Raw genomic sequence first — 16,470 nt, forward strand, 5'->3', positions numbered from 1 at the left:
ATCGCTCCCCTCCCGCAAGTGGGAGGGGATGGGGGAGGGCAGGAAGTCTCAGCGAGCCCGCCACCTGACGAATCATCCCAGCGGCGACCACGTAATCTCGTCCTCGCCCTCGTCATTCTCCGGCACCGCATCCGGCCCCGGACCCATCTGCTCCAGCAGCTTGTCGAGGACCCAGTCCACGCCGATGCCCGCCGCGCCCGACAGCGGGATCACATCGGCGCCGCTCGCCTCGGCCAGTTCGGCCGACAGCGCCTCGATCAGCTCGTCGTCGAGCGTGTCGATCTTGTTCAGCGCGATGATGTGCGGCTTGTCGATCAGCCCGGCGCCATAGGCCTCCAGCTCGTCACGGACGATGCGATAGCTTTCGGCCACGTCCTCGTCATTGGCGTCGACCAGGTGCAGCAGCACGCGGCATCGCTCGATATGGCCCAGGAAGCGGTCGCCGATCCCGGCGCCGTCCGCCGCGCCCTCGATCAGGCCGGGGATGTCGGCGATCACGAACTCGCGGTCGTGGTGGCGCACCACGCCCAGCTGCGGCCGGGTGGTGGTGAAGGCATAGGCGCCGACCTTGGCCTGCGCATTCGTCACCGCGTTGATGAAGGTCGACTTGCCCGCATTGGGCAGGCCCACCAGCCCCGCATCGGCGAGCAGCTTCAGACGCAGCCAGACCCACGCCTCTTCGCTGGGCCAGCCGGTGCCGTGTTGGCGCGGCGCGCGGTTGGTCGAGGTCTTGTAGCTGGCATTGCCGCGCCCGCCGTCGCCGCCGCGCAGGAACACCTCGCGCTGGCCGACCTTGGTGAAGTCGAGCAGCACCTCTTCCTTGTCGTCGGACAGGACCTGGGTGCCGACCGGCACCTTGATGACCAGATCCTCGCCGCCGCCGCCGGTGCGGTTCGACCCCGACCCGCCCGATCCGCGGGGCGCGCGGAAATGCTGGGTGTAGCGGAAGTCGATCAGGGTGTTCAGGCCCGCGACCGCCTCGAAGATGATGTCGCCGCCCTTGCCGCCGTTGCCGCCGTCGGGGCCGCCATATTCCATGAACTTTTCACGGCGGAAGGACACTGCGCCGGGGCCGCCCGCGCCGGAGCGGACGAAAATCTTGGCCTGATCGAGAAAATGCATGGCGCCGCCTTTACCGCTCACCGCGCCGACTGACCAGCCCGGCCTTTTGTCGCCGGGGCGATCGGGGGAGGGGCGTGGCCTTGGTGCACCGGATGCGTGGACGTGGGGCGGTGGTGTTTCGCGTGGCCTTCGACTTCGCTCAGGCTGAACGGAGGTTGGAAGAATGGGGCCTTATACAAACAGCTGTTCAGCCTGAGCGACGTCGAAGGCCACGCCCCTCCCGCCCGGAATCCCGGATCGCAGGCCGCTATCCCGACTGCGACCCGGGAAGACCCTCATGCCGCCAACGGCATCGCGGGATTTCGCTCCTCCTCCAGGTCCAGCGCATAATGGATGCTGGGCGACAGCGTCGCCCGTCCGGCCGAGGCGCGGGCCATGCGCTGGCCGGTCGGGCGGAAGCCCAGCTTGGTCAGGACGTGGCCCGAGGCGGGGTTGTCGACGAAATGCCAGGCGTTCAGTCGGGTGATCGGCAAAGCGTGGCGCGCCATCGCAACGACGGCGCGGCCCGCTTCGGTCGCATAGCCGCGCCCCCAGGCGTCGGGCGTCAGCCAGTAACCCAGTTCATGCCCCGTATCGCCCGCGATGATCGCGATTCCCCCGATCAGTTCGGGCGCCCCGCCCCGGTCGAGCGCGGTCATCAGGAAGCGCGGCTCGGTCGGGCCGCAGGGCTGGGCCAGCCAGCGCTCGGCGTCGTCATGGGTGTACGGATGGGGCACGCGCGCCGCCATGCGGGCGACGGCTTCATGGCCGATGGCCTTGGTCAGGGCGGCGGCATCTTCCGGCCAGGCTGGCCGTAACAACAATCTTGGGGTCCGCGCGAACATCACTCGACAACTCCTCGTCGCGTCGGGCGCTTGCCACAGACCCATGACGGGACGGCGACAGAAGCCCAAACGGTGGAGGGAGCATGAAAAAAGGGAGCCGGGGTGACCCGTCTCCCTTTTTTGCTGGTTCCTGCGCGGAACCCGGGTCACCCTGGTGGGCAACCCGGCGCGGTTGCCCGATTATTCGGCCGCTGCGGCCAGTTCGACCGAGCAGAATTTACGGCCAAGCTTGCCCTCGTGGAACGCGACGCGGCCATCGACGAGCGCGAACAGGGTATGGTCCTTGCCCATGCCCACGTTGCGACCCGGATAGAACTTCGTCCCGCGCTGACGCACGAGGATGTTGCCGGCGATGGCTTCCTGGCCACCGAACTTCTTCACGCCAAGGCGACGGCCGGCCGAATCACGACCGTTACGCGACGAACCGCCTGCTTTCTTATGTGCCATTGCGAACTACTCCTGGATTTCGTTGGGGTGGCGCGGCTGAAATTCAGGCGCCGACCGACACGATCTTCAGGATCGTGTGCTGCTGACGATGGCCGTTGCGACGACGATAGTTGTGGCGACGGCGCTTCTTGAAGACGATGACCTTGTCGGCCTTCGCCTGAGCGATGATCTCGGCGGCAACGGTGATGCCGTCGACGGCCTTCAGCTCCGAGCCTTCGCCCGCCAGCAGAACGTCACCCAGCGTCACCGACGCGCCGGCTTCGCCCTCGATCTTTTCGACGACGATCTTATCTCCGGCGGCGACGCGATACTGCTTGCCGCCCGTGCGCACGACTGCGAACATGGCTGTTATCACTTCCCAAATACATGGCTCCCGCGCGGGAATGCCCGTCGGGAAAGAACGGCCAGCTAGGCAAAGGTGGCCGGATTGTCAACCTGGGAATCTGTCTTTCGCCCGGATTTGCCATTCCGAAGACGAACGTGCCGATCCAGCCGGATTGGTCCTATTCTGGCAATGTTGCGCTGCAGCAACAACCGCATGACAAAATTATGAAACGATTGAAATGGGAATTGCGGGTGTCCGTCGTCGACATATTCTGATGCTCGGGGGCGGCAAAATGACCGCCCTGTATCAAAAAATGGGGAATTTGATGCGGATATCTCACGCCACGCTACTGCTCGCCTCCGTGTCGGGGCTCTGTCTCGCGCTGCCCGCCGCCGCACAGGACGCCGCACCGGCCGCCGCCGGGCAGGAAACGCCTGAGTCGCAGGATACGATCGTCGTGACCGGCAGCCGCATTCCCGGCCGCACCATCGCCGACAGCCCGGTGCCGGTCGACGTGATCGGCGGCGAACAGCTGACCAATGCGGGCTATACCGAAACCAACAAGCTGCTGAACCAGCTGGTGCCCTCGTTCAACTTCCCGCAGCCTTCGATCACCGACGGCACCGACTCGCTGCGTCCCGCGACGCTGCGCGGGCTGGCACCGGACCAGACGCTGGTGCTGGTCAACGGCAAGCGCCGCCATCAGGCCGCACTGCTCAACCTGAACGGATCGGTCGGGCGCGGGTCGGGCGCGGTCGACCTGAACGAGATCATTCCCATCGCCATCGACCGGATCGAGATCCTGCGCGACGGCGCCTCCTCGCTCTATGGCTCCGACGCGATCGCGGGCGTTATCAATATCCAGCTCTCCAAGCGAAAGGGCGTGCGCAGCTCGGTCACCTATGGCCAATATCGCACCAGCATGGACGGGGTGAAGGACCTGCTCGGCGTCCAGACCGACGCGGCGGGCAATCCGGTGATCGCGGTGTCGGGGGGCACCAACCGCGCCAACGACATATTGGGCCTCAACTACTCGCAGGACGACCGGGTGCGCCATGACGGCGATACGCTGACGCTGGCCTCGTCGATCGGCCTGCCGATGGGGCCGGACGGCTATTTCGTCTTTTCCAGCCAGTTCCGCGACCGCGATCCCACCCAGCGGGCCGCCGCTGATCCCCGTCGCCAATATTTCGCGGGCGATGCGCGCGAGCTGACCGCCAACCGCTTCAACCACGCCTATGGCGACGGCAAGACGCGCGACATGAACCTGTTCGTGAATGCGGGCACGCAGATCGCCGGGCAGTTCGACCTCTATACCTTCGGCTCCTACGGCATTCGCGACGGGTTGGGCGCGGGCTTCTTCCGGCGGCCCAACGACTCGCGCAACCGCGACTGGTCGGCTTCGACCACGACCTTCGTGCCTTATTACCCCAATGGTTTCCTGCCGTTCATCCGGTCCGAGATTGAGGATTATTCCGGCGCGGTCGGGGTAAAGGGCGAGATCGCCGATGGCTGGAACGCCGATCTGTCGGTCGTTTACGGCGCCAACTCGCTCGATTACTCGGTCGAGAACAGCTTCAATACCTCGCTGGGTGGGGCGGGCAGCCCGCGCAATTTCTATGCGGGCGGCATCCGTTTCGGCCAGATCGTCGGCAATTTCGACCTCAGTCACCGCTTCGACGTGGGCTTCATGAATTCGCTGGGCTTCGCGGCGGGCGGCGAGGTCCGGCGCGAGAATTTCAGCATCAAGGCGGGCAATCCGGCCAGCTATGAGAACGGCCCGTTCGTGCCCAACGGTGCGCCTGGCGGGGCGCAGGTCTTCCCCGGCTTCCGCCCGGCCAACGCGATCGATGTGTCGCGCAACAGCTTTGCCGGTTATGTCGAACTGGATGCAGAGGTGAACGATGCCCTGTCCGTCCAGGCGGCGGGCCGGTACGAGCATTATTCGGATTTCGGCGACACGGTGAACGGCAAGCTGGCCGGGCGATTGCAGCTCTTCCCCGGTGTCGCGGTGCGCGGCTCGATCTCGACCGGCTTCCGCGCGCCCAGCCTGGCGCAGCAATATTTCAGCACCTCGTCGACCAACAACGTCGCGGGCACGCTGCTGGAAATCCTGACCGTGCCGGTGTCGAGCCCGCTGGCGATCGCGCTGGGTTCCAAGCCGCTCCAGCCCGAAAAGGCGACCAATTTCGGCGGCGGCCTGACCTTCGATCCGATTCCCGGCTTCAACGTGACGGCGGACTATTATCAGATTCGCATCCGCGACCGCATCGTGCTCAGCGAGAATCTGCAGGGCACCGCGGTCAACGCGCTGCTGCGGGCGCAGGGCTTTGCGGGCGTCAACTCGGCGCGGTTCTTCGTCAACGGCGTCGATACCAAGACTCAGGGCGTGGACGTGATCGCCACCTATCGCGTCCCCGATTTCGGTTATGGCCGGGTCAGCCTGACCGCCGGGTTCAACTATAACGAACAGGCGATCACCGGGCGTGCTTCGCTCCCCTCACTGCCGGGCCTGCTCGTCTTCGGTCGCGCGGAAAGCTATCGCCTGACCAAGGGGCAGCCGAACAGCAAGATCAACCTGGGCGCCGATTACGAACTGGGCCGCGTCTCCGCGACGGTCCGCACCAATCGCTACGGCACCGTCTTCTCGGCGGGAAGTGCAACCGATCTGGCGATCGCGCCGGGGGCGGGGGTGGGCGACTTCACCCTGGCGCCCAAATGGATCACCGATGCCGAGATTCGGGTGAAGCCGATCGAGGCGCTGGAACTGGCGATCGGGGCGGACAATCTGTTCGACATCTATCCCACCCGCACGCCCGTCGGCGGGACGAACGGGGTGAACAATTATTTCCTGCCCTATTCCAGCCTGTCGCCCTTCGGCTTCAACGGTCGGTTCCTCTATGCGCGGGCCTCGGTAAACTTCTGAGGCACGCAGGGGCGGTCGGGGTACATGTCCCGGCCGCCTGCGATCAATGCCGGTGTTCGCGCTTCAACAGATAACGGCCATCGGCATAGCCGGTGAACAGGCCGGAGATGGCGGGATGCTCGATGGGTTCGTCGCTATCGTCGTGCAGCAGATTCTGCTGGCTGACATAGGCGACATAGCTCGACTCGGCATTCTCGGCGAGCAGGTGATAGAAGGGCTGGTCCTTGGCCGGGCGAATCTGTTCGGGAATCGCGTCATACCATTCGTCGCTATTGGCGAAGACGGGGTCGACGTCGAAGATGACGCCGCGAATGTCGAACATCCGGTGCCGCACGACATCCCCGATCGCGAACCGGGCGGTTGCGATCATCGGGGCCTCCACGTCCAGGCGCGAGGTGAGGGGGAGGGTGTCGGTCAGGTCCATGCCTCATGATTTAATGTCTTTGTCGCGCCGCACAAGTTTAGGCGCTTGCAATGCGCAAAAAGCTGATCTAACAGCGCGCCTCCAATCGATCAGCCCCGGCGGTTTCCTACCGCCCGGATCGTCCTCGCGGAGAGGTGGCAGAGTGGTCGAATGCACCGCACTCGAAATGCGGCGTACCGGCAACGGTACCGAGGGTTCGAATCCCTCCCTCTCCGCCATTTATGCCCCTGTGCGGCTGGCAAAAAACCCTGAAATCTGCTACAAAACCCCGGAAATCAGCGGTTTTCTGATGCCGCTGCGTTTCACTCGATCCGACACAATCCCACGCGAAGTGTGGGGAAAAGTGTGGGGAAAAATTGAGGTGAGGTGGCATGGGAAAGCTCACTGCGCTCAAGATTCGATCGCTGATCGAGACCGGACGCTATTCGGACGGGGACGGCCTGTTTCTAGAAATCAACGGCAAAGGGGCAGCCAGCTGGGTCCTTCGCGTTCAGAATAAGGGAAAACGCCAGGATATCGGGCTGGGATCACTCAAAGCGGTTTCTCTCAAGGATGCCAGAGAGGCCGCGTTCCTCACACGCCAGAAGATCGCACAGGGCATCGACCCTGTCGCGGAGCGGAAGCAGGAGCGGCAGGTGATTCCGACGTTCCGCAAGGCCGCCGAGATGGTCCATGAGGAACACAAGGAGGCGTGGAAGAATGGCAAGCATCAGGATCAGTGGATATCGACGCTGAAGAGCTACGCCTTCCCCAAGATGGGCGACCGCTTGGTCAGCGAAATCGAAGGTCCGTTGATCCGGGACGTATTGGCACCCATCTGGCTGACGAAGCCGGAAACGGCGCGCCGTGTACGGCAACGCATCGGCACCGTCCTCGACTGGTCATACGCACGGGGGTTCCGCGCGACCGAAGCGCCAATGCGGTCGCTTTCCAAGGGGCTGCCTCGTCAGCCCAAAAAGGAGAACCATTTCGCGGCCCTGCCTTATGCAGGCGTGCCGAACTTCCTGGAGAAGCTGGGCGAGCGGGGATCGGTAGGCCGCGTTGCGTTGGAAGCGCTTATCCTGACGGCGACGCGGTCGGGCGAAATCCGGGGGGCGACTTGGTCGGAGCTCGACCTCGAAGCTGCATTGTGGACGATCCCCGCCGAGCGGATGAAAATGGGGCGAGTGCATGTCGTGCCTCTCGCACCCGAAGCGGTGGCGGTGTTCGAGCGTGCCAAGACGTTCAAGGTTGGCGCCAGCGACTTGGTCTTCCCGGGCCAGAACGTGAAGAAGCCGCTGTCGGATATGACGCTCCTCAAGATCCTGCGGGACATGGACCTCGCGGTGACGGTGCACGGGTTCCGGTCGGCATTCCGCGACTGGGTCGCAGAGCAGACGGACTACTCAGGGGAAATCGCCGAGGCGGCGCTCGCCCACACAGTCTCGAACAAGGTCGAGGCGGCCTATCGCCGGACCGACTTTCTCGAGAAACGCCGGCTGCTCATGCGTGAATGGGTGGCGTTCTGCAAAAAGACGCCCCCTCCGTCGGCGGAAAGCCGGGACGACGAGTCTAAGGCCTGAGCTTGGCCTCGAATAGGGGAAGGAGTTGTAGCGTGGGAGGTGCGCCAAGCGCTTCTAGGGGAGAGCGGCCCGTTCTGGCCCTCGTCGACCCGCCCGCTCCTGACCGATTGCGCTAAGCCGGCAGCGGGCGCGGTCAACTGCCGCGACGACCTACTCATGCTATGGGGCGCTCGCGGCGCTATCGATCAAGAAAGTGGAGCGGCCGTTTGCGACCAAAGTTGGCCGTCCGCGTTCGTCCCGGCGCACGTCTGGTCTCGATAATAGCGGCCGTCCGCCCTGATCAAGGCAAGCGATCGGAGCATGCCGAATGGACAAACGTCTGCACGGCCTTCGAATCTTGGGCCGCGAACCGGCGCGTCGAAACTCGGGTGGCAAGGGGAACGGCCGCTCTCGGGCGCTAAAGTGGCGAAGTGCCCCTTTGTTCAGACAATGGTGGCGGACAGCTACGCCCACGTTATGCGAGCATTCCGCTTGCTCTCAGCGGATCCCGGAAGCTGCCGTTATCCGGCTCCAGTCAACAAAACCGTTTGCAGCTGACCAGCCGAGTTTGGGTATACGGCTCGTCATGCGCACATCTAGGGTCAGGACCCATTGATGTGAACGTCGCGATCTGATTCAGGCTCCGCGAGGAGACTGGGATGCTCGGACTATCGATGCCTATGGGCCGAAGGTTGACGAGACAGCGCTGTGTACGAGCGATTGATCTCCTTAGCCAAATGGGGTGAGCGCCCTCGCTAAAGCGGTTTCGAACGCAGTTGAGCCACCTTCTCGCTCTGCTGGTGGTCGGTTGTCGGACGGGGCGCTATTGAACCGCGCCGGGTTTGCCGGAGGCCATTGGATGTGAGTCACGCTGCCATATCGATGATGTTGGCGGCAGCATAGAATTGCTCTTCGGCTTCGGCAGGCGGGATGTTGCCGATGGGTTCTAGCAGCCGGCGATGGTTGAACCAGTCGACCCATTCCAGCGTGGCGTATTCGACGGCCTCGAAGCTGCGCCAGGGTCCGCGCTTGTGGATCACCTCGGCCTTGTAGAGGCCGTTGATGGTCTCGGCCAAAGCGTTGTCGTAGCTGTCTCCGACGCTTCCGACCGACGGCTCGATGCCCGCTTCGGTGAGGCGCTCGGTGTACTTGATGGACACATACTGGCTGCCGCGGTCGGAGTGGTGGACGAGGCCGCCACCCCGAAGTGGCCGACGGTCGTGCAGTGCCTGCTCAAGCGCATCAAGGACGAAGCCGGCATGCGCGCTCTGGCTGGCGCGCCAGCCGACGATCCGGCGGGCATAGGTGTCAATGACGAAGGCGACGTAGACAAAGCCTGCCCAGGTCGCGACGTAGGTGAAGTCCGACACCCAGAGCATGTTCGGCGCCGGCGCACGGAATTGCCGGTTTACCCGGTCGAGCGGGCATGACGCCGTCCTGTCGCTGACAGTGGTGCGCACCGGCTTGCCGCGGATCACGCCGGCCAAGCCCATCGTCCGCATCAGGCGGGCAACGGTGCAGCGGGCGATGTCGAACCCCTCCCGCCGCAGCTGGCGCCAGACCTTGCGCACGCCGTAGACGCGGAAGTTCTCCTCGAACACGCGGCGCACCTCCAGCCCGAGCGCATCATCACGCCGAGCCCGAGCCGACCTCCTGGTCGGCTCAATCCTTCTGGCTGCATGCGCATGGTAGGTGGATGGGGCGATCGGCAGAACCCGGCAGATCGGCTCGACCCCGTACACCTCACGATGCGCGTCGATGAACGACACCATCACCTCGCTCGGCGGTCGAGCTCCGCCATCGCAAAATACGCCGACGCTTTCCTGAGTATCTCGTTGGCCTGGCGCAGCTCCCGGTTCTCGCGTTCCAACGCCTTCATCCGGTCGGCAACATCGCTCGGCACGCCGGCACGCGTGCCGCTATCGACCTCGGCCTTCTTCACCCACTCGTGCAGAGTTTGGCCGGCACAGCCAATCTTCGCTGCAATCGACACCACCGTTGCCCAGCGCGACGGGTGATCCTTCTCGTGATCCAGCACCATCCGCACGGCGCGCGCGCGCACCTCAGGCGAAAACTTGTTCGTGGTCTTGCTCGTCATAGCCCCTTCCTCTCAGGAGTTGGAGCCTCCGACAAACCCGGCGCGGTTCACTATCGATTCGGGGTGCGGCATTGTTCGTGGCTCGTGAGGCTCCTGCATCGCTCGCTCTTTAGACCTTAGGTCACTACCCCTGCTCCATGGTAACTCATTGATACAGAGAACAATCAAGACGCCACTGTCATGCCAAGTCCGGGGGGGGGCGGTAGGGGAAATGCGCAGCCCAATATTTCGGTCAGAATTGATAACGGAGAACGCTTTGATAGCTCATCTCAAGTCACTAAACCAACAATACACCAAGCGCTGCCATCGACTGCCTGACCATCGATACAGCATTAATTCCTGCTCTCTATCGTCACTATTCAATAGCGATTAGGTTGTTTGCCGACCTCGCTTTTGTGGGCGTCATATTGAAATAGTGCGTCTTCGATCCTGCGAAAATCGGTAGATACCATAACCTCTTTATGCTCGTCGCTAATGTCCAGGCGCATGCTCCAAATGGCCTCCTCCGGGTGCGTTTCGTACCAATCGCTGAACGACGGGTCAGCGTTTAATTTGTCAACCAACCGATAGAAGGGGTTCTCATCGGATGGATTCGTTGTTCTCGTCAGAAATTCTACACCCGATGCGTCAAGGAGAGATTGATTGACGTCGGAATAGGTTAAATCGGTTTTGTATGCGTCGGCGCTCGGCAATGACTGCCCTTCTGCGACCCATCCCATCTCAACGCATGCGTTCCTGTCGTATGGACGTTCGATTGATGGAGGAACGTACAGCGTTGAGTACGCAATGATCTGCTCGGCGACCTCTTGGGTATCAAGATCGGCAAGCGCGAAAGGCAACATGATCGGCCTCGTCCCAGCGAAACTCGACCCAATGTAATTTGTCACGACGTGGTCCGTCGGGTAGTATCGCAGCATATGGCGTTTGAGTTGCGCAAGACCTTTGTTGTCGAAACCGGACGCCCTGTAACCAGCCTCACCGACCATGCCGACCTGCCAAATCACGTTATGCACTGTTGGATCAAGCGGCCTATTGCGCATCAATAGATCAGTTGCCTCAAAACTCCCCAAGCCCGGAAAGGCCGGGTCAAACCCAAGATCAGCGATTGCGTAATCTAGAGCTGATATCCCCGGCCGCATATGGGCCGAGATGCCCTCGTTGCGCGCGATGGCAATTGCTCGATGCGTAGCCGACGCAAAGAGGCCGGGATGTCCATAGAAAATCGCCAGTACCTTCTTCCCGTTACGGGCTGGCGCGATCATCAATTCCGCCATCTGTAGGTAAGTCGCATGGCGGTCCTTGCCCTCAGCATACAAGCACGTAAGATCGACGGCTTCAGGATATGAATCGTAGATGCTTTTCTGTGTTACCTGATCTGCAAGACACACCATAACATAATCAGAATCTGACAAGAGCGCGGGTATGTCTTGAAGCAAATCCCTTGCGCCGATGCCGCCCCCCGCGACGATCAGGCGCCCGCCATCAGCAATCTTCCCTGGGCGGCCGTAGCAGATATAGCTATCAGCTAGTATATCTTTCAAATACCGTGAAAATTTCTCTCTCATCTGAATTTCACTCCGTTTTGGATCATTTGTAATCAGGTGTTCCGCCGGAGTATTCAATGCCCGGCTATTGTCACAGTGGGGAGCATATGCGAAATCTTTACAAGAGCGAACTTTGCCGCACGCACATCGTCTGCCGTAAGGGGCTCAATGGGAGAATCATATGGGTAAGCCTATTGTGGTGACTGCGTCCCCTCCTCCTCCACCTCCTTCCCCCCCACCGCCTCCACCCCCACCGCCCCCACCCCCGCCGGGCTCAGAGCCGGTGACGGGCGGGGGTGGGTCCTCGCCCCCCTCCGTCAGGAGGACGGGCAGAACCTGGTGTCAGCCCGCGAATGACGGCCTTTCCAATGCCTTGGATAAGTTGGACGAGGGTTCCAATACGGCTCGAAATCTAATTTCCGATGCCGCTGGGAAGAATGTTATCTTCAACATCATTCGCATCGATACCAAAGACGGGGGTAATCAGGACGGGTACTACCCGGATACCAACACGCTCGCCTGGGATCCATTTTCGGGCGTCACCTTTACCCAGAATGGCCAGTCAATATCTGTCGAACCAATCATGGCGCTGGCGCACGAGCTGGCTCATGCTGTTTACGGTTCGTCTGAAGATAAAGCTATGGCAACTGCAAATCAGATAGCCAAAGAGATGAACGAGTCTTTTGGGTCGTCTTACTACTCGAATAGAACGGTTTATGGGCAAGGGAGTTATTTCAACACCGATTCCATAGACTCGAAGGATTATTCTATCAGCCGCGGTGACGCTAGCTGCAAATAGACTTTAGGTCGGATGTGATGCATCTCGTGTCACATCCGACCCCAGAATGCATTGGAAGCGAGATGAATCGATTCAGGCTGTCGTGCGCGTTCCTCGCACTGTTCTCCATGGGTAGCGCAGCATATGGCAGTGACCGCCCGATCAGACCCTGTCGGTTTGCCGTGCCAATGGAGAGGGTTAGCCGACTCTCCGACCTCCCTGAAATTGCCGCCGAGCTAAAGCGGCAGAAACTGACCATCGCTGAAGTGAATGAACCGTATCAATCCACCGACGTGATCCACAGTAACGAGATGCCAACGAGGAAGTTCATCGTTGCCTATCGAAACAAGGATACCGCTGTCTTATGGTATAGAAGCGGTGGTATTACGGAGATGGAGCATGCAATTCTATTCCGAAGGCGGCCAAGTGGCACGGGCGGCACGGCGTTTCGTTTAAGTGGAGGTACCAATTTCTTTGGACCAAGATGCGAGGTTACTAATGCTCTGATAAGGGGTGTGAGAACCCATGGCGGCGTCTACTGACGGACCTAAGGTCAGGACTTGTTGATCAGAGCCAGAAGATGACAGTGGCTGCGAGGGCGATGGCGGAGAAGAAGGCGGTAGGGCAGCGGTCGTAGCGGGTGGCGACGCGGCGCCAGTCTTTCAGGCGCCCGAACATGATCTCGATACGGCTGCGACGCCGGTAGCGGCGCTGATCGTATCTGACGGGCTCGTTGCGTGATCGCCGACCGGGGATGCAGGGCTGGATGCCCTTGGCTTGGAGAGCGTCCCTGAACCAGTCCGCGTCATAGCCGCGGTCGCCAAGCAGCCACTGTGCCTTGGGTAGGTCATCCAGCAGTGCTGCCGCGCCGGTGTAGTCGCTGACCTGACCGGCGGTCATGAAGAAGCTCAAGGGGCGGCCGTTCGCATCGGCGAGGGCATGGAGCTTGGTGTTCATGCCGCCTTTGGTGCACCCGATCAGGCGGCCGAGATCCCCTTTTTAACCCGCAGGCTCGATGCCGTACGGTGCGCCTTCAGGTATGTCGCGTCGATCATGACGGTCTTTGGTTCAGCATCGCCTGCAGCTAGCCCCTTCATCATGCGCGTGAATACGCCACGCTCGCCCCAACGCTTCCACCTGTTGTACAGCGTCTTATGGGGACCATAGGCGCTGGGCGCATCTCGCCAGCGCAGCCCGTTGCGGTTGACGAACACTATGCCGCTTAGCACCCGCCGGTCATCCACCCGAGGCTTGCCGTGGCTCTTGGGGAAGAACGGCCGCAGCCGCTCCATTTGATCGTCCGTGAGCCAAAACAGGTCGCTCATCTCAGCCTCCTTGCGGAGCCTGAATCAGATCGCGACGTTCACATCAATGGGTCCTGACCCTAGGCAGTGCGCTACGACTGGGTCAGGTTGGTTGCAGTTAGTGCCGTCATGCTGAGATACGTTTTCGCTGCTCATCACGGGAGATGCGCGCCGCGACACGGAGCGATTGGCACTGAATGGCTATGTCAATTCCAGTTTGGAATACACGGGATGGCCTTAGCCTAAGCGACGCCGACTCCCCGCCTTCATCGATCCGATGGCCCAGTCGATCGCGGCGTCGAACAGCTTTAGCCCGTCCGCCGAGAGCTTGGTAAAGCCGTCGTTGCCCATGAACAGCATCACGCGCCTGGCCGGTGCGAGCGCTTCATAGTCCATCGTCGCGCCGGTTTCATAGCCGAAGATTGCCACCTTTTCCGGCTGGCCGTAGATTGTCGCGATGATCGTGGCGCCCAGACCCGGTTTGCCCCAGCTCATCGGGGCCTGACGGGCGTAGACGTCGACGATCCCCGCCGGCAGGCCGGCGGCCATCGGCTGCGGCGCGTTGACGATCCAGAGATAGCGTTCCTTCTCCGCCTCGCCGAAGTCGCTGTCGCGGCGCTTGCCGGTCATGGCGAGATCGTCGAGCAGGTCGTTTTCCCAGGTGACGAGCGGCACCGCCAGGCCTCGCCAGCCGGGTTTGACCGACTTGGCGGATACCGTGGCCGAAATCACGACCAGCGCCACGTCGCGCGCTGTCGCCGGGTCCGTCGACTGGTCGGCGAGGCGGACGGTGAACCCGTGTGCGACCAGCCGGTCGCGGACCTTCAGGTCGCTGGACATCGACGGACCGTCTTGCTGGACGACCAGCATGGCGATCCGTTCGCGCGCCAGCGCGGGGGTTGCGGTCATCAGGGCGTAGAGCGCCCCCAGGGCAAGGCCGAGCCGCCGCATCAGAAGGCGAAGCTCATCGTGCCGATCGCCCGGCGCGGGTCGCCGATCGCGACGCCGTACTGGTTGACCGCCGAGGTGTAGTAGGTCTTGTCGAAGACGTTCTTCAGGTTGAACTGGAACGTCACCCGTCGCCCGGCAAGCTGCGTGTCATAGGTAACGAAGGCATCCGCCACGACATAGGCGTCGAGCCAGAAGCTGTTGGCGCTGTCACCCGGCCGCCGCCCGACATAGCGTCCGCCCGCACCCAGCCGCAGCCGATCCTCGCCCGCGATCGCGCCGACATCATAGGCGGCCGACAGCGACGCGGTATGCGGCGCGACATTGGCGAGTTGCCTGCCCGCGAAGACCGGGTCCTTGGTCGTGCGGGCATGAGTATAGGCATAGCTGCCGATCAGGCTGAACGTGCGCGTGACCTGCCCGGACAGGTCCAGCTCGACCCCGCGCGAGATTGCCTGGCCCGAGGTGCGAAAGTCGTTCAGCCTGGTCGCCGAATTGAACTGCGACACCAGCACGTTGCGCTTGTCGATGTCGTAGAGCGCGAGCGTGCCGGACACGCGATCGGGAATGTCGAGCTTCGCGCCGACCTCGAACGAGCGGCTGCGTTCGGGCGCGAAGCTGGAGGTGATGGTGACGCCGCTGCCCAGCGGCGCGATGGTCGAGGTGGGTTTGAGCGAGCGGGTGTAGCTGCCGTAGAGCGAGAATACGTCCCCCGCGCGCCAGACCAGCCCCGCCTGCAGCACGAACGCCCATCCGGTCAGGTCGGTATTGGCGACGAACGGCCGCCCGCGCCCGGCACGCTGGTCGAACCCGATCAGCCGTCCACCGACCAACACGATCCAGCGGTCGCCGAGATGCATCGAGTCCTGTCCGAACAGCGAATAATTGTAGAGCCGGTCGGTCTGGTCGCTGTCGCTGGGCGAGACGCGGGTCGGAAAGGGCTCCAGGCCATAGACGGGCTTGAGATAGCTGAAGGTCGCGCGCACCGTCTGGCGGATCAGGTCGCGCCGGTAATAGCGCCGATACTCGCCCTCCGCGCCCAGGATGACGTCGTGCCGCGCCCCGAACAGGTCGAAGCGGCCGTCAACATAGGTCTGGAGATAGGCGTCGGTGCCGAGCGCACCGACCGTCGCGTCGTTGCTGCGCGACAGCGTGCCGCGCTGCACGTTGATGCCGTTCACGCGCAACTGCCCAGCGTCATAGCTTTCGCTGTTGAAGCTGGCCGCTAGATGCCCCGCCCAGGTGCCGCCCAGCCGGTGGTCGATCGCGAGCTGGACGAGGTGGCTGACCCCGAACATCCGGTTGTTGCGATCGTCGAGCCGCTCGCGGCGCGGGACGGCCAGCGGCGTCATCGTGCGCGGATCGAGGGTCGTGCCGCGATCGAAGGGCATGTCGAAACGGCGAAATTCGTACCACAGCACCGCCTGCGTCCCGCCGCCATACCACCCGATCGACGGGGCGATCAGCGTGTCGTGCCGCTCGCCGAAATTGCGCCAGTAATCCTCGCTCTGCTGGTCGAGCACCAGCCGCCCGGCAAGGTCGCCCGCGATCGGCCCGGTCAGGTCGGCCATCGCCTCCAGCCCGGCGCGGGCATTGGCATAGCTGGAGCCGGTGAGTGCGACGGTCAGATGCGGGTCGAGCAGCGGCTTCTTCGAGACGATGTTGATGACGCCGCCGGGGTCCATGATGCCGTAGAGCAGGGAGGCAGGGCCCTTCAGCACTTCGACGCTTTGCGAGGCGGCGTTGAACCCGCGCCCCTGGACCAGCGGCATGCCGTTGTGCATCACCGATCCGTCGCGATTGCCGCCGAAGCCGCGCTTCAGAACCGTGTCCTGCGTGTTCGCCAGCGCGTTGCCCTGGGTGATGCCACTGACATTGGTCAGCACGTCGTCCAAATAGCGGGGGCGCTGGTCGCGGATGACCTGGGCGGGGACGATGTTGACCGTCTGCGGCGTGTCCAGTGGATCGGCCGACGAGCGGAGCGTCGAGGCGTCGGGCGTCGGCTTGTAGCGGTCGTCGGCCGCCTTGGGCGCAGGCGAGGCGCGGCCGGTGACGACGATGTCCTGATCCGAGGTTTCGCCAGCCGATGCCGGTGCGTTTCGCTCGCGCGCATGGACGGGCGTGATGGACGCGACCGTCAGGCCCGCAGCCACAAGGCTGCCGGTGATGATCCTCATGATGTATGATCC

General features: G+C 62.7%; 14 protein-coding genes, 1 tRNA gene and 1 other annotated feature. Of the genes, 5 read left to right on the forward strand and 10 right to left on the reverse strand.

Translation table 11 applies throughout. The annotated features are described in order from the left end of the window. Window positions 1-72: 72 nt before the first annotated feature. The 4 genes from obgE to rplU form a co-directional block, all read right to left on the reverse strand. On the reverse strand, window positions 73-1,122 hold the full coding sequence (gene obgE / locus KV697_RS16700; RefSeq protein ID WP_219019139.1) for a GTPase ObgE: 1,050 nt from the start codon (window positions 1,120-1,122) through the stop codon (window positions 73-75). Window positions 1,123-1,397: 275 nt separating this feature from the next. Continuing rightward, window positions 1,398-1,946, reverse strand: coding sequence for a GNAT family N-acetyltransferase (locus KV697_RS16705; RefSeq protein ID WP_219019140.1), 549 nt, complete (start codon window positions 1,944-1,946; stop codon window positions 1,398-1,400). Between the two features lie 180 nt (window positions 1,947-2,126). Beyond that, the gene (gene rpmA / locus KV697_RS16710) at window positions 2,127-2,393 is read right to left on the reverse strand and encodes a 50S ribosomal protein L27 (protein WP_042486007.1); all 267 of its coding nucleotides are present in this window, start codon (window positions 2,391-2,393) and stop codon (window positions 2,127-2,129) included. A gap of 43 nt (window positions 2,394-2,436) precedes the next feature. Next, complete coding sequence (gene rplU / locus KV697_RS16715; protein ID WP_007405484.1) at window positions 2,437-2,736, reverse strand: 50S ribosomal protein L21; 300 nt, start codon at window positions 2,734-2,736, stop codon at window positions 2,437-2,439. 23 nt (window positions 2,737-2,759) lie between these two features. On the opposite strand from rplU, the gene KV697_RS16720 reads away from it, so the two are divergent. Continuing rightward, window positions 2,760-2,993 carry a hypothetical protein gene (locus KV697_RS16720; RefSeq protein WP_219019141.1) on the forward strand — a complete coding sequence of 78 codons (234 nt, stop codon included), beginning with the start codon at window positions 2,760-2,762 and terminating at the stop codon, window positions 2,991-2,993. Window positions 2,994-3,043: 50 nt separating this feature from the next. Beyond that, window positions 3,044-5,644, forward strand: coding sequence for a TonB-dependent receptor plug domain-containing protein (locus KV697_RS16725; RefSeq protein WP_219019142.1), 2,601 nt, complete (start codon window positions 3,044-3,046; stop codon window positions 5,642-5,644). A gap of 43 nt (window positions 5,645-5,687) precedes the next feature. On the opposite strand, the gene hspQ is transcribed toward KV697_RS16725, so the two are convergent. Continuing rightward, a complete protein-coding gene (gene hspQ, locus KV697_RS16730) occupies window positions 5,688-6,068 on the reverse strand; it encodes a heat shock protein HspQ (protein ID WP_219019143.1) in 381 nt (126 codons plus the stop codon). 128 nt (window positions 6,069-6,196) lie between these two features. On the opposite strand from hspQ, the gene KV697_RS16735 reads away from it, so the two are divergent. Together KV697_RS16735 and KV697_RS16740 are read left to right on the forward strand one after the other, a co-directional pair. Next, window positions 6,197-6,286: transfer RNA gene (locus KV697_RS16735), tRNA-Ser, on the forward strand. A gap of 153 nt (window positions 6,287-6,439) precedes the next feature. Further along, window positions 6,440-7,630, forward strand: a complete 1,191-nt coding sequence (locus KV697_RS16740) for a tyrosine-type recombinase/integrase (protein ID WP_219019144.1) — start codon at window positions 6,440-6,442, stop codon at window positions 7,628-7,630. 845 nt (window positions 7,631-8,475) lie between these two features. Here the strand turns inward: KV697_RS16740 and KV697_RS16745 are convergent. Further along, a protein-coding gene (locus KV697_RS16745) for an IS3 family transposase (protein WP_153002977.1) occupies window positions 8,476-9,707 on the reverse strand; the annotation gives its coding sequence in 2 pieces (ribosomal slippage) (window positions 8,476-9,416 and window positions 9,416-9,707; 1,233 coding nt in all). After that, window positions 9,307-9,423 (reverse strand) — a sequence feature (AL1L pseudoknot). (Overlaps the previous gene by 117 nt.) A gap of 359 nt (window positions 9,708-10,066) precedes the next feature. Further along, the gene (locus KV697_RS16750; RefSeq protein WP_219019145.1) at window positions 10,067-11,272 is read right to left on the reverse strand and encodes an SAM-dependent methyltransferase; all 1,206 of its coding nucleotides are present in this window, start codon (window positions 11,270-11,272) and stop codon (window positions 10,067-10,069) included. A gap of 361 nt (window positions 11,273-11,633) precedes the next feature. Between KV697_RS16750 and KV697_RS16755 the strand changes: the two genes are divergently transcribed. Continuing rightward, on the forward strand, window positions 11,634-12,050 hold the full coding sequence (locus KV697_RS16755) for a hypothetical protein (RefSeq protein ID WP_219019146.1): 417 nt from the start codon (window positions 11,634-11,636) through the stop codon (window positions 12,048-12,050). A 546-nt stretch (window positions 12,051-12,596) separates the two neighbouring features. Here the strand turns inward: KV697_RS16755 and KV697_RS16760 are convergent. The 3 genes from KV697_RS16760 to KV697_RS16770 form a co-directional block, all read right to left on the reverse strand. Beyond that, window positions 12,597-13,354 (reverse strand): IS5 family transposase gene (locus KV697_RS16760; RefSeq protein WP_219019147.1). Its coding sequence is split into 2 segments (ribosomal slippage): window positions 12,597-13,021 and window positions 13,021-13,354, totalling 759 coding nucleotides; the frame shifts between segments, so codons are not numbered across the junction. 216 nt (window positions 13,355-13,570) lie between these two features. Next, on the reverse strand, window positions 13,571-14,284 hold the full coding sequence (locus tag KV697_RS16765) for a hypothetical protein (RefSeq protein WP_219019148.1): 714 nt from the start codon (window positions 14,282-14,284) through the stop codon (window positions 13,571-13,573). Continuing rightward, the gene (locus KV697_RS16770; RefSeq protein WP_257575389.1) at window positions 14,284-16,458 is read right to left on the reverse strand and encodes a TonB-dependent siderophore receptor; all 2,175 of its coding nucleotides are present in this window, start codon (window positions 16,456-16,458) and stop codon (window positions 14,284-14,286) included. Before KV697_RS16770 ends, KV697_RS16765 begins: the two co-directional genes overlap by 1 nt. Window positions 16,459-16,470: the final 12 nt, after the last annotated feature.

It is taken from the genome of Sphingomonas sanguinis (genome assembly GCF_019297835.1).
GTDB classification, from domain to species: Bacteria; Pseudomonadota; Alphaproteobacteria; order Sphingomonadales; family Sphingomonadaceae; genus Sphingomonas; species Sphingomonas sanguinis_D.

What these genes read in the sequence shown, in the direction of transcription:
- KV697_RS16725 (WP_219019142.1), top strand. Translation starts at nt 3,044, where the DNA reads ATGCGGATATCTCACGCCACGCTACTGCTCGCCTCCGTGTCGGGGCTC.
- KV697_RS16765 (WP_219019148.1), bottom strand. Translation starts at nt 14,284, where the DNA reads ATGCGGCGGCTCGGCCTTGCCCTGGGGGCGCTCTACGCCCTGATGACC.
- KV697_RS16720 (WP_219019141.1), top strand. Translation starts at nt 2,760, where the DNA reads ATGGCTCCCGCGCGGGAATGCCCGTCGGGAAAGAACGGCCAGCTAGGC.
- KV697_RS16740 (WP_219019144.1), top strand. Translation starts at nt 6,440, where the DNA reads ATGGGAAAGCTCACTGCGCTCAAGATTCGATCGCTGATCGAGACCGGA.
- KV697_RS16750 (WP_219019145.1), bottom strand. Translation starts at nt 11,272, where the DNA reads ATGAGAGAGAAATTTTCACGGTATTTGAAAGATATACTAGCTGATAGC.
- KV697_RS16705 (WP_219019140.1), bottom strand. Translation starts at nt 1,946, where the DNA reads ATGTTCGCGCGGACCCCAAGATTGTTGTTACGGCCAGCCTGGCCGGAA.
- obgE (WP_219019139.1), bottom strand. Translation starts at nt 1,122, where the DNA reads ATGCATTTTCTCGATCAGGCCAAGATTTTCGTCCGCTCCGGCGCGGGC.
- rpmA (WP_042486007.1), bottom strand. Translation starts at nt 2,393, where the DNA reads ATGGCACATAAGAAAGCAGGCGGTTCGTCGCGTAACGGTCGTGATTCG.
- rplU (WP_007405484.1), bottom strand. Translation starts at nt 2,736, where the DNA reads ATGTTCGCAGTCGTGCGCACGGGCGGCAAGCAGTATCGCGTCGCCGCC.
- hspQ (WP_219019143.1), bottom strand. Translation starts at nt 6,068, where the DNA reads ATGGACCTGACCGACACCCTCCCCCTCACCTCGCGCCTGGACGTGGAG.
- KV697_RS16770 (WP_257575389.1), bottom strand. Translation starts at nt 16,458, where the DNA reads ATGAGGATCATCACCGGCAGCCTTGTGGCTGCGGGCCTGACGGTCGCG.